The sequence below is a fragment of the Gayadomonas joobiniege G7 genome (genome assembly GCF_000300815.1).
Classification (GTDB): domain Bacteria; phylum Pseudomonadota; class Gammaproteobacteria; order Enterobacterales; family Alteromonadaceae; genus Catenovulum; species Catenovulum joobiniege.
In genome coordinates, this window is the sequence record NZ_AMRX01000003.1 from 130,898 (window position 1) to 143,336 (window position 12,439).

Here is a 12,439-nt window from a genome sequence, read left to right on the forward strand (position 1 = left end):
GTGTCTGAACAATTAATAATAAAGCTGGGCAGCCATGCCGACGAGCCAATAGATTGGCTGGTTTGGTCTACTCACGAAAATGAGATCATAGCGTCTGGGGTATTGACTAGCGCTGATGATATGCAAAGCTTGCAACAAAGGGTAAATTTGCGCACGGCAACTGTATTAGTGCCAGCGTCTGATTGTGTATTAAAACAGTTGGCAACTCCAGGTAAAGCCAATAAGCAATTTATTTTAGCTCTGCCTTATGCAATGGAAGAAGACTTGGCGACGGATGTCGATGAACTGTTTTTTGCAACTGGACGTCAATTCAACAATGGTGAGCAAGATTATATTGAAGTCGCAGCAGTGGCGATAGAAAAAATGCAAACTTGGCTTAATTGGTTAGCCGATGCCGGCATTCAGGCGCACGTCATGCGACCAGATTGTTTAGCGCTGCCTTATTTCGAGCAAGGCATCAGTTTAATACAAGTTGGCAATCAATGGTTAATACGGCATCATGAATTTGGCGGTTTTAATTGCCGACAAGACGAATTAAATTTTTGGTTAAATGAATTAAATAATCAAGGTCAAGCGACTACTTTACACTGTTATTCACCTTTGCCTGATGGCATCGAAGTGGATCTTGAGCCTGTTGAACATGACTTCTTGCCGGCCATGCAGGTGCTCAATCAATATATTAATCAAAGCCAATTGAATTTGCGGCAAGGCCGTTTCGCGTTTAAAAAAGATACCGCAAAATATATCAAAATATGGCGTAACGCAGCTATTTTAGCCGCGGTCGCCCTGACGATAAATCTTGCTTTTAAAGGGGTGTCTGTTTATCAATTAAACGCCCAAGCTGAGCAAATTGAAGAACAAATTCGAACCAGTTATAGTCGAGTTTTTCCTAACGGAAAAAACTTATCCACTGTGATCATGCGCAAACAGCTACAGCGTGAATTAGCAAACTTAGGCGGTGGTGAGCAAGGCGTATCTGTTTTATCTTTGTTTGAAACTAGCGCGAAAGCATTTGCAAGCGTCCCTGAACTAAAACCAGAAAATTTTAGATTTGATTTTAAGCGCGGTGAGATACGGCTGAATGTGAGGGGACCAAACTTTCAAAGTTTTGAAAAGTTTAAAGCGGTTGCTGAGCAGAATAATTTGAAAGTAGAGCAAGGCTCGTTAAATAACCAAGGTAGTCAGGTGGTTGGTGCCATCAGTATACGGAGCATGTCATGAAAAACTGGTTTGAATCGTTAGCACCACGCGAGCGTCAATTAGTGTTAGGGGCAAGTATTGTTTTGGTCATTGGTTTATTTATGCAGCTCGTTTGGGGGCCACTTAACGAAGCCGAACAAAACGCTCGTCAAAAAGTAAACAACCAGCAGCAATTATTAACTTGGATGAACGAAAAAACAGCTGAATATCAGCAGATGAAGCGCCAAGATCGCAAAGCAGTTAATGGTAGCCTGAGTCAGATCGTCAGCAGTGCCGCGCGCTCAAGTGGCATATCTTTGTCACGAATGCAGCCGCAAGGTGACTCTCTCAATGTTCAATTAGACGAAATTGAGTTCAATAAATTGGTGCGCTGGATGGCTGATCTAACACAAAACAAAGGGTTGACGATTGAGGCGATTGACGTTCATGCCGCAGAGCAATCTGGTGTGGTTAGAGTTAGACGTTTGCAGGTGAAAAAATAATGACAGCTTGGGTTTCACGCATTTTCTTTTTATTATTGTGTTATTTAGTTTTTTTAATCGCGACCTTGCCTGCTAATTTAGTGATTGATCAATTTCAACCACCTAAAAATGTTCAGCTTGGCAATGCAACTGGCACAATATGGAACGGGCACTTATCTGCGCTGGCGATAGAGGGGATTGCATTAAAAAATGTATCATGGCAAATGACCCCCGCTTCTTTATTAACAGGTAAACTGGGCTACGACATCAACTTTGGGCAGACGCGCAAAGTATTGCAGCCAAGTGGCCAGTTGACTGCGGAGTATGGTTTTAACGGGGCTCAGTTAACGGACCTCAGTGCTCGTTTTCCGGCAGATTTAGTTGCCCAAAAGCTTCAGTTAGGGTTTCCAATACAAGCCGCAGGTTTGGTTGAAGTGAATATTGAAAAAGCGAGTTTAGGCACACCGGTTTGTGGTCAATTGAGCGGCGATATCGTTTGGCGACTTGCGTCTGTTGATGTAAATAACTTAAATTTTAGTTATGGTGATATAAAAACCGATTTACATTGTTTGAGTGGTGCACTGCAAGCGCAAATTAGTGGCAACCCAGATCGACTCAAGGTTGACCTTACGGCAGACTGGGATGGCAAGGCCTATAAATTAACGGGCCATGTAGCGCCTGGCAAAAATGCGGATAAAAATTTGCGTGAGGCGATGCGCTTTTTAGGTAACCCTGACGCTCAAGGGCGATATTTAATTAGTTTTTCGGGCCAATGATGATGAAAATTAAAATAATTGTTTTAAGCAGCGTACTGGCACTGGCAGCATGCAGTCAAAAAAATTGGTATCAAGGTATGCAGGAAGCAGGTCGGCAGCAAAATTGTCGAGATATTGTTAATGAATTAGATAAAGAGAAATGCGAAGAACAATATCAAGTGGATTATGAAACCTATCAAAAACAACGGCAAGATGTGCTAAACGCGCAGGATAAAAACTAAAAAAGCAGCGCCGATTTGGCGCTGCAAAATGCTTCCCTGTCATTCCAATACGCATTAAAGCACATTGGAATTAGACTAAAAGCACTAACATCTAACATACACACGGACGTCATCCAAACAAACATCATTAAGATGACTATTTCAGTGTAGTGCTTTTTTTAATGATTACAAGTTATCTACACTTTTTTTACTTTTATTTTTATAATTTATTTTTGTGAGTGATTGTGACCCAGCATTTACCAGTGGCTGCCCACTTGGCCGAGATAGAAAAAGCTTTACACCATAAAAACTTAGTATTGCAAGCCGAACCAGGTGCTGGCAAGTCAACGTTAGTTCCGTTGCACTTGTTACAAAGCGAGAGGTTTTCCGATTCAAAAATAATTATGTTAGAGCCACGCCGTATAGCTGCCCGTACGCTCGCGACGTTTTTGGCCGCTCAGCTTAAACAAAAGGTCGGCCAGACGGTTGGTTACCAGGTTAAAAATCAAAAAAAGATGAGTTCGGAAACACGTCTTGAGGTTGTCACTGAAGGCATTTTAAATCGTAAACTGCAAGCCGATCCAAGTTTAGAAGGATACGGCTTAGTGATTTTTGACGAGTTTCACGAACGTTCCTTGTTTACCGACTCAACTTTGTTAATGTGCAAAGAGAGCCAAATTGCTTTGCGCGACGATCTTCGTTTGCTGATTATGTCTGCAACCATAGATCAACGAAGTGTGATTGATTATCTACAGGGAGCAGAATACATTTTCTGCCAAGGGCGGCAATACCCAGTAGATATCAGTTATTTGATGACACGCAAAACAGAGCTATCGGTTAATATTGGTCGTGCTGTCGATAGGTTAGTGCAAGCTGAACATAAACGCATTTTAGTTTTTTTACCCGGTGTTAAAGAGATCCGCCATGCGGCAGAAGCTTTGCAGAAAACCGGTAACAAGTATCATATACTGACTTTGCATGGCCGGTTACCATTATCCCAACAGCAGGCTGTATTAACTCCAAACGATGAGTGTCCACAGCCGGATATTATTTTAACGACGAATATTGCGCAAACCAGTTTGACAATTGATGGTGTCACCGCAGTTGTGGATTCAGGTTTAGAACGGGTCTTGTATTACGATGTAAAGTCAGGTCTGTCTCGCTTGCAGTTGCAAATGATCAGCCAAGCGGCTGCGACCCAGCGTAGTGGTCGGGCAGGCCGACTTAAGGCGGGCCAATGCATTCGTTTATGGAGCCAAAACCAGCAGCAAAGTTTAGCTCAATTTGACCAGCCTGAAATAGAGCGCGCAGATTTAAGTCAATTGCAGTTAGAGATCGCGGTCTGGGGAAGTACTCAATATAAAGACATAGACTGGTTTACTCCGCCGCCGAAAGTGCATTTTGATGCAGCTGTTAAGCTGAATCAAACACTGGGTTATTTAGATCCGCAGCAAAGAGTGACGGCAACAGGTTACCAAGCACAGAAAATGGGTGCCGATGTTAGAGTTTCTGCGCTTCTGCTCGCGGCAAACTCAGTTGCTGAAAAGCAACTCGCTTGTATTTTAGCCGCTATTTTGTCGGAAAAAGACCTATTGCCACAGGCGGATAGTTGTGACTTGCAGCTGCGCGTTAATTATTTGTTGAGCATGATGCAAAAACAGCCTGCAAAAACAGCCAGTGTATCCAATATACAATTACAGCAAGTGCAGTTGCAGATAAATGCTTTTGCCAAACGTTTGCATCTGGCGTCTGATTTTGATTTGTTAACGGACTTTTCTCAGGCAAACTATGCCAAACTATTGATTGCAGCTTTTCCTGATAGGCTGGCTTATTGTAAAAATAAGCAACAAAGTGCCCTTAAACAAAGATACTTACTTGCAAATGGACGCGGCGTCACAGTGCAAACTTCTGATCCTATCAGTGCCAGTGAATGGTTATTGGTCTGTCATTGTGATGGTCAAAATGCTGATGGTACTGTCTATCTAGCATACCCACTCACCTTAGCAGAAGTACAGGTCAATGCTGACTTTTTAATTGAGCAGCAAAGCTTTGTAATAACCGATAAAAACATGTCCCGTTTTCAACGCTGTCGGCGTCAATACATAGGCGCAATTGAAATCAGTCGCGAACTCACTGCTGCAACCGACGCAGATATCAATCATCACCTTGTGCCGCTGCTTCGTTCGCATGCAGATCAGCTGTTGAACTGGGACGATAAAAGTCTTCGTTTACTTGAGCGTTGTCGCTGGTTGCAGCACTATTTGCCAGAATTTTCAGTGATGGAACATTCTCAGTTGATTTCTGAGATTGATCAGTGGTTGCTGGCTTATTTACCCAACCAAGTTGATTTAAAAGCGCTCAAACAGCAAGATTTATATCCATTGTTGCTCGCACGGCTCAATTTATCCGAGCAGCAAACACTAGATCAAGCAGCGCCAGACTATTACGTTAGTCCATCCGGTAAAAAAGTACGTATAGATTATTCGAGGCCAGAAGCGGTTGTTGCGATCCAATTGCAAGAGGTTTTTGGAGAGGTGAGATCACCCAGTTTGGCGAATAAAAAAACACAGCTGCGCTTTGAGTTATTGTCACCAGCGAGGCGTGTGATTCAAACAACTAGTGATCTGTCGCATTTTTGGGAAAATTCTTATTTTGAGGTCGCAAAAGAAATGCGCGGAAGGTACCCTAAACACCGTTGGCCAGAAAAACCATTAGAAGCCATCGCAGGACGTTCAATTAAAACAAAAGGTCGTTAGCTGTATATGTCTGATCACACGGACTCATTTAAACGTAGATTATTTTCGTTTTTTATCAAATTAACGATTGTAGCGCTGATTTTATTGGTCGCAATCGTGATCTATTTTGACGCACAAATAAAAGATAAATTTAGTGGCCAAAAGTGGCAGCTTCCGGCCCAGGTTTTTGGCGTTGCTCACACCTACCGGGACCGGGATGCGTTAACAAAGAATGACCTAGTGGCGCACTTAGAGTTGTTAGATTATCGTGCCAGTGCGCAAGTGCGTCAACCCGGTGACTACAAGGTCAATACGGACTCAGTTGAGTTTATTCGCCGTGCTTATAGTTTGTACCGAGAAACTTTTGCTGAACAAAGGCTAACCGTGAGTTTTCGCAAACACAGGATCACTGGGATTGTTGATAATGAGCAGCAAACTCAATTATCAGCATTCACTTTGGAGCCTTATTTGCTCGATCGCCTGCAAGCCAATAGTTATGAAGACAGAGTGTTAGTTGAGTTACAGCAAGTACCGAATATCTTATTGCACACGCTGTTAACCATAGAAGATCGTAAATTTTTTGACCACCATGGGGTTTCTCCTATGGCTATTGCTCGGGCTATGTGGGTGAATGTGCAAGCGGGTCGTACGGTACAAGGAGGTAGCACCTTAACTCAGCAGTTAGTAAAGAATATGTTTTTAACGAATCAGCGCAGCTTATTACGAAAAGCTAAAGAAGCGATTATGGCGTTGATATTGGATACTAGGTATTCAAAAGAAGAAATTTTACAAGCCTATTTAAACGAAGTTTATTTAGGACAAAATAATCGCCGCTCTATCAATGGCGTTGGATTGGCCAGTCAGTTCTATTTTGCCAAACCACTGAACGAGCTTGGTGCCCATGAAATCGCTTTGTTAATCGGCATTATTAAGGGGCCTTCTTATTACGACCCCAGACGGAACCCAGAACGGGCTAAAGAGCGCCGTGATCTAGTTTTGCAAGTGATGGCGGAAAACGCCATTATCAGCCCTGAGTTATATCAATACAGCATCTCACAGCCGCTCTCTGTGATCCCCTTAAAAGATCTAAAAAAGCGCCGTTTTCCTGCTTATTTAGATCAGGTTAAAGCTGAGTTGGCGCGTTTAAGCCACCTGGATACAGAGTTTTATTCAGGATTAAAAATTTATACACATTTTGATCCGTTAGCCCAAAATAGAGCGCAGGCGAGTGTGCAAAAAACATTGCGAGAAATTGAACAGCAGCGTAACTTAAACGAATTGCAAGCCGCTATGTTAATTGCAGATAGTCGCAGTGGAGGGATCAAAGCCATTGTTGGTGATCGCGACGCTAGTTATGAAGGTTTTAATCGGGCGCTCAATGCGCAGCGTAATATAGGCTCGCTGATTAAACCTTATGTTTTTCTAACCGCGTTAGAATCAGCAAACAGCTATACGCTTGCCAGTATTTTACAGGACAAACCTATTAAATTGACTAATCAGCAAGGTAAAACCTGGGCACCTGAAAATTTTGATAAAAAGTTTTCAGGTCAGATCAGTTTATTAGATGCTTTGGTCGATTCAGTTAATGTTCCTACGGTTAATTTAGGGATGCAAATTGGCGTTGAAGGAGTTATTAAAACATTAAAAAAGTTCTCAGTGAAACAGTCAATACCTGCTTATCCGTCAGTATTGCTGGGTTCGGTTACCTTAGCACCTTTTGATGTTTTGCAAATGTACCAAGCATTGGCGAATGACGGTATTTTACGTAAACAGCATGCGGTAAGTGCTGTTTATAGCAATGAAAATTATCAGCTTTGGCAACAGCCGGATAGAAGCCAGCAGATTATCTCAGAAAAAGTCGCTTATTTAATCAATTATTCGTTGAATCAAGTCACTAAAAGAGGCAGTGCAAAAAGCTTGCGACGAGCACTACCCGGTGCTCAATTTGCGGGGAAAACCGGTACCACAAATGATGGTCGGGATAGCTGGTTTGCAGGTTATGACGAAATTGAAACTGCAGTGGTATGGTTAGGTAAGGATAATAATCAAGGGTTGCCACTAACAGGGGCATCAGGCGCATTAAAAGTGTTTATTGATTATCAAAAAAGCCGAACACCAGAAAACTTAACAATGGCAATTCCAGAGGGTGTTGAGATGCGATACTTTGATAAGGAGACAGCTCGGCATAGTTTACCAGGCTGCAAAAATCTGGTGCTGTTGCCTGCGATAGTTGACGCATTACCGGAGCCAAAAAGTTGTGCCGATAGTGGCCAGTGGCGTGAGCCTGAGGCCGAAGAAAAAACTTGGTTAGAGCGACTCTTTGGTGGCTGATCTACAAAGGCCACTGGAGTTTAAATGGCTACCTGCTATGCTTAGGGTGAGCGCCGCATAAATTTAAAATAAATAGAGGCCTAAAATGCAAAGTACTTTGCTGATATTCGAAAAAGACCAAACGAAGGCTGAGGCGTTAAAAAATTTGTTAGATTCGATGCGGGGTGACGTTCAAATCCTGACCTTTAACGAACAGTTAAATCCCAACATGGTTTTTAAAACAATTCAGGTCGATTGTTTAATTATTGCTCATTCCTGTTTACCTGATGACGGTTTTACTTTTATCTCTCAGCTTAAGGTATCAGGTCATTTGGTTGGGGTGATTTATATTAATGAAGACAATGACTACCACTTAGTAAGGAATGCGTTTAAAGCTGGTGTTGATGATTATGTCAATTACCGAGACTTAAACGGGCCAGATTTTAATCGTGTGGTTAGCGCAATTTTGGCGCAGAAAAAAGTGGAAGCAATTCAGCAAAAATCTGCGCTTGAGCTAGCAATGTTACGCAATGTAGTTGATCAGATGTCGAACTTACTCATGGTCTGCGATACCAATACCAGCCAGCTCATCTCTTTTAATTTAGCCCTTAACCGATTCTCTCGCTTGACGACTGAGCAGTTAAGAAGTAGCTCTTATGTTGAACTGTCTGAGCAATTTGACAGCCGTACGCAATGGATTGAATTTGTAAACAAGGTACGCGAAGAAGGCCATCGAAAATACGAAGCTGAATTAAAAAACTTTGCTGGTGAAAAAGTTCCTTTTGAGTTTGATACTTGCATCTCAAGTGTCAGCGGACAGGAATATATCATGTTTAGTGGTATGGATATTTCTCGATTAAAAGAGGTGCAAAACGATTTAGTTGAACAAGCGCGTAGAGATCCGCTCACGCAGTTGCGTAATCGTCGTGGTTTATCTGAGGAATATACAAGAGCTTATAAAAACTCTGCACGTAATCAAGAGCATATTTGTTTAGCTTTATTTGATATAGATAATTTTAAAAAGCTCAATGATACCTATGGCCATGATATTGGTGATGAGATACTGATTCAATTTGCCGATCTTTTACGCCACCACGTACATAGACCTATGGATATTATTGCTCGGGCCGGTGGGGAAGAGTTTTTTGTAATGATCAGCGGGCAAAACATTACGGCGCTTAAAAACATCATTAACGAAATTATTAAAGCTACTGGCCAGCAATTAGCGCCTCATACCACGGTAAGTGCTGGCGTTATTTTAGTTGAACCTTGGTTAGAAAAAGTCGGATTTACCAAAGCTTATAAAATGGCGGATAGTAAGTTATATGAAGCTAAAAATAATGGCAAAAACCATGCAAGATTCTGTAATTTGCAGGATATAAATTAATCGATAGCTAGGTTACAATGTCCACATGACAGAAAAAATTTTGAGCGTTCATGCGGCTAGATAAATATATTTGTGAATCAACAGATTCGACGAGACAAGAAGCCAAAGGTTTAATTAAGGCTGGATTAATTACAATAGACGGCGTGGTCTGTAAAAAAGCAGCGGTTCATGTTGCACCTGAGCAACAAATTGCACTTGATGGTGAACGGATAGAACCTGTTGGTTTACGCTATATCATGATGAACAAGCCAGTGGACACGCTTTGCACCACTTCAGATACAGAGCTTTACCAATCAGTTATCTCTCTGATGTTAATAGATAAACCAGAGCGCTTACATATAGCTGGGCGGTTAGACGTCGATTCAACAGGGTTAATTTTAATTACAGATGACGGGTTATGGTCTCATAAAGTGACGTCACCCAGGCGCGGTTGTTTTAAAACATATTTAGTCGAATTACTTAATCCTGTTTCGAATACAGAGCAAACAAAGTTAATACAAGCATTTGCCGATGGTTTTTATTTGTCCGGTGATGATAAAAAAACATTGCCGGCTGAAATTGAATTTACCGCGCCGAATCAAGCTAGGGTTAAGATCTGCGAAGGTCGTTTTCATCAGGTTAAGCGCATGTTTTTAGCCTTTGATAATCAAGTGACTAGATTGCACCGGCAGCAAATTGGTGAGATAGTATTAGGTACAGACTTAGCAGCCGGGGAATGGCGATATTTAAATGCAGCCGAAATCAACTCAATCGACGCCTAATATCCTATTTATCATGCATTGGATAGTGGCTGGTCTGCTGGTTTTATTTAGTATTTTGCGGCCGCTTCAGGCGGCTTCTTACGAAGTATACCGTTGTGTTGATGCACGAGGATTAGTTGAGTTTAAAGATCTCCCTTGTGATGAAAATCAAAGTGGAGAAATTTTAGATTTTAAAAAACATCAGCCGCAAAAACCAAACTGGCAAGAGCAGGTCAAACAAAATAAAATTGACGGTATTGAGCTACTGGATATTAGACCTGACGGTCGTGCCTTTATTGCTAAATATACCTTCACTTCAAACAAAGCTTCTAACGAATTTATGCGGGTTTTACGTCAGTACAGCGGGATGAATGTAAACTTAGTTTCGGTGGCGTTTTTAGATGAAGGTGTTCGGCAAGGGGAAGCCAAATTGACTCCCCAATAAAAGTTAATAACGGATTAACCTTGTTGTTTTTCTCTAGCAATCGCGCGATACGCAATATCTGTTCTTAAATAAACATCCTGCCATTGAATACTTCGTGCTAACCGATAAGCCAATTGTTGTGCTTCAGTCACTGAGTTTCCTAACGCAGTTGCGCATAATACGCGGCCACCATTGGTGACAACTTGACCATTTTCCATCGCGGTACCGGCGTGAAATACTTTTTCGCCAGCGACTTCTTCTTCAGGTAAACCTGTAATTAAATCACCTTTATTATAGCTACCTGGATAACCCCCAGCGGCTAACACCACACCGACAGCTGGTTGCGGGGTAAAGTTTGCGGTCACTTCGTTTAGACGGCCTTCAGCGCCCGCTAAACAAAGTTCAACAAGATCAGACTCCAAACGTAACATGATAGGTTGAGTTTCTGGATCGCCAAAGCGGCAATTATATTCGATAACTTTGGGTTGGCCCTGTTCTGAAATCATCAAACCAGCATATAAAAAGCCAGTGTATTCATTGTCTTCAGCTGCCATACCTTCAACGGTTGGAATGATCACCTGCTCCATAATGCGCTGGTATACTTCTTCTGTTACCACGGGCGCGGGTGAATAAGCTCCCATACCGCCGGTGTTTAACCCTGTATCACCATCTCCAGCACGTTTATGATCCTGGCTGGTAGCCATTGGTACTATGTTTTTGCCGTCGACCATGACAATAAAGCTGGCTTCTTCACCGGTTAAAAACTCTTCGATCACGACTCTGTTGCCTGCTTCGCCAAACGCATTTCCTGCTAGCATATCTCTAATCGCATCTTCTGCTTCTTGCTTTGTCATCGCAACAATGACCCCTTTGCCGGCACATAAACCATCAGCTTTAATAACGATTGGCGCACCTTTTTCATTCAAATAAGCTAAAGCTTCATCTATTTGAGTAAAGGTTTGATAATCGGCTGTCGGGATATTATGACGGGCTAAAAAGTCTTTAGTGAAGGATTTTGAACCTTCAAGCTGAGCAGCTTTTTCTGTTGGACCAAAAACTTTTAAATCGGCTTTTCTAAATGCATCAACAACACCAATGACTAAAGGCGCTTCTGGGCCAACAATGGTTAAGCCGATAGCTTCTTGTTTAGCAAATTTAACCAAACCTTGGATATCGTCAACGGCAATTTTAACATTGCTCAATTTAGCTTCTAGTTCGGTTCCTGCATTGCCAGGGGCTACAAACACTTGCTCAACTAACGGAGATTGAGCTGCTTTCCACGCGAGTGCGTGTTCACGGCCACCGCCGCCTATTACTAATACTTTCATTAAAACCTCTTACGGCAATTTTTTGCGATTAATTTTTAAATGGGTTTTCTAAATTTTAACGTAAATCTGTCGCTTTCACCGATGTTTTGATATTTTTCTTTTTCGGCTGCTGTTTTTAATCCCCGCAGGGTCGGAGGCAAAGTCCAAACACCGCTGGCATGATCTGCCGTGTCTTTTGTATTTGCATTGATTTCGCTACTAGCTTCAAGCACAAAACCTGCCTGCAACGCCCAGCTAATTGCCAAACTCATTTTAATATAGCCTGATTTTATATGGCTTTTTTGTTCTAAATGTTCTGGCAATCTATGGTCAACAACGCCTAAAACCCCACCGGGTTTTAGTGCTTTATAAAACTGCTTAAACGCTGCCACCGCAGCCTCATCACCATTATACATGTACCAATTATGCAGGTTTCTAAAAGTAAATACTTTATCGACCGAGTTATCTGGCGCAATGGGCGATTGAGAGGCAGGATGGAAGCTCGTTAGCGTCACATTTTTATATACCGGAGATGTCTGCAGTTTATCGGCAAATTGTTCTCGCATGCGTTTGAAAAATGCATTATCAAGATCGGTCGGAAAATGAGCCGTATACAATTTGCCATGCGGATGCAATTTAGCAGCTAAAATTTCTGTATACCAACCACCGCCAGGCCATACTTCAACAACAGTATCACTATGTTTAAGCTCAAAAAACGCCAAAGTTTGATGTGGATGACGCGCTTGGTCTCGGGCGATATTTTGGGCTGTTCGGAGCGAGTCATTCGCCCAGCATGCTGTGCTTATCATTAAACCTGCAGTAACAAGTGCTGCATATTGTATAGCTTTGACGGTAGATCGCATTATTTTATCCTTACGGTTAGAGCATGGACAAATTAG

11 protein-coding genes are annotated in these 12,439 nt (G+C 42.1%); 9 read left to right on the plus strand and 2 right to left on the minus strand.

Going from position 1 to position 12,439, the window contains the following annotated elements:
* From gspL to C727_RS0104645, 9 genes are all read left to right on the plus strand, one after another.
* The gene (gene gspL / locus C727_RS0104605; protein WP_017444454.1) at positions 1 to 1,221 is read left to right on the plus strand and encodes a type II secretion system protein GspL; all 1,221 of its coding nucleotides are present in this window, start codon (positions 1 to 3) and stop codon (positions 1,219 to 1,221) included.
* Positions 1,218 to 1,682 carry a type II secretion system protein GspM gene (gene gspM / locus C727_RS0104610; RefSeq protein WP_017444455.1) on the plus strand — a complete coding sequence of 155 codons (465 nt, stop codon included), beginning with the start codon at positions 1,218 to 1,220 and terminating at the stop codon, positions 1,680 to 1,682. The genes gspL and gspM overlap by 4 nt, the downstream gene beginning before the upstream one ends.
* Positions 1,682 to 2,437, plus strand: coding sequence for a type II secretion system protein N (locus tag C727_RS0104615; protein ID WP_017444456.1), 756 nt, complete (start codon positions 1,682 to 1,684; stop codon positions 2,435 to 2,437). Before gspM ends, C727_RS0104615 begins: the two co-directional genes overlap by 1 nt.
* A 2-nt stretch (positions 2,438 to 2,439) precedes the next feature.
* Positions 2,440 to 2,658, plus strand: coding sequence for a hypothetical protein (locus C727_RS0104620; RefSeq protein WP_155949172.1), 219 nt, complete (start codon positions 2,440 to 2,442; stop codon positions 2,656 to 2,658).
* A gap of 224 nt (positions 2,659 to 2,882) precedes the next feature.
* Positions 2,883 to 5,393 (plus strand): ATP-dependent helicase HrpB, encoded by a 2,511-nt coding sequence (hrpB, locus tag C727_RS0104625; RefSeq protein ID WP_040459170.1) that lies wholly within the window; start codon positions 2,883 to 2,885, stop codon positions 5,391 to 5,393.
* Between the two features lie 6 nt (positions 5,394 to 5,399).
* Positions 5,400 to 7,703: a penicillin-binding protein 1B gene (gene mrcB, locus C727_RS0104630; protein WP_017444459.1), complete on the plus strand. Its 2,304-nt coding sequence runs from the start codon at positions 5,400 to 5,402 to the stop codon at positions 7,701 to 7,703.
* An 85-nt stretch (positions 7,704 to 7,788) separates the two neighbouring features.
* The gene (locus C727_RS0104635; RefSeq protein WP_017444460.1) at positions 7,789 to 9,069 is read left to right on the plus strand and encodes a diguanylate cyclase; all 1,281 of its coding nucleotides are present in this window, start codon (positions 7,789 to 7,791) and stop codon (positions 9,067 to 9,069) included.
* Between the two features lie 50 nt (positions 9,070 to 9,119).
* Positions 9,120 to 9,830: a pseudouridine synthase gene (locus tag C727_RS0104640; RefSeq protein ID WP_017444461.1), complete on the plus strand. Its 711-nt coding sequence runs from the start codon at positions 9,120 to 9,122 to the stop codon at positions 9,828 to 9,830.
* Positions 9,799 to 10,254, plus strand: a complete 456-nt coding sequence (locus C727_RS0104645; protein WP_017444462.1) for a DUF4124 domain-containing protein — start codon at positions 9,799 to 9,801, stop codon at positions 10,252 to 10,254. Before C727_RS0104640 ends, C727_RS0104645 begins: the two co-directional genes overlap by 32 nt.
* Positions 10,255 to 10,268: 14 nt before the next feature.
* Here C727_RS0104645 and purD read toward each other — a convergent pair whose 3' ends face one another.
* Together purD and C727_RS0104655 are read right to left on the minus strand one after the other, a co-directional pair.
* The gene (gene purD / locus C727_RS0104650) at positions 10,269 to 11,561 is read right to left on the minus strand and encodes a phosphoribosylamine--glycine ligase (RefSeq protein ID WP_017444463.1); all 1,293 of its coding nucleotides are present in this window, start codon (positions 11,559 to 11,561) and stop codon (positions 10,269 to 10,271) included.
* Between the two features lie 35 nt (positions 11,562 to 11,596).
* Positions 11,597 to 12,403 (minus strand): class I SAM-dependent methyltransferase, encoded by an 807-nt coding sequence (locus C727_RS0104655; protein WP_017444464.1) that lies wholly within the window; start codon positions 12,401 to 12,403, stop codon positions 11,597 to 11,599.
* Between the last annotated feature and the right edge of the window lie 36 nt (positions 12,404 to 12,439).

Bases quoted from the DNA above. Each gene is read 5' to 3' on its own strand.
- mrcB (WP_017444459.1), top strand. From the start codon at position 5,400: ATGTCTGATCACACGGACTCATTTAAACGTAGATTATTTTCGTTTTTT.
- C727_RS0104655 (WP_017444464.1), bottom strand. From the start codon at position 12,403: ATGCGATCTACCGTCAAAGCTATACAATATGCAGCACTTGTTACTGCA.
- purD (WP_017444463.1), bottom strand. From the start codon at position 11,561: ATGAAAGTATTAGTAATAGGCGGCGGTGGCCGTGAACACGCACTCGCG.
- C727_RS0104615 (WP_017444456.1), top strand. From the start codon at position 1,682: ATGACAGCTTGGGTTTCACGCATTTTCTTTTTATTATTGTGTTATTTA.
- C727_RS0104640 (WP_017444461.1), top strand. From the start codon at position 9,120: ATGCGGCTAGATAAATATATTTGTGAATCAACAGATTCGACGAGACAA.
- gspM (WP_017444455.1), top strand. From the start codon at position 1,218: ATGAAAAACTGGTTTGAATCGTTAGCACCACGCGAGCGTCAATTAGTG.
- C727_RS0104635 (WP_017444460.1), top strand. From the start codon at position 7,789: ATGCAAAGTACTTTGCTGATATTCGAAAAAGACCAAACGAAGGCTGAG.
- C727_RS0104620 (WP_155949172.1), top strand. From the start codon at position 2,440: ATGAAAATTAAAATAATTGTTTTAAGCAGCGTACTGGCACTGGCAGCA.
- C727_RS0104645 (WP_017444462.1), top strand. From the start codon at position 9,799: ATGCAGCCGAAATCAACTCAATCGACGCCTAATATCCTATTTATCATG.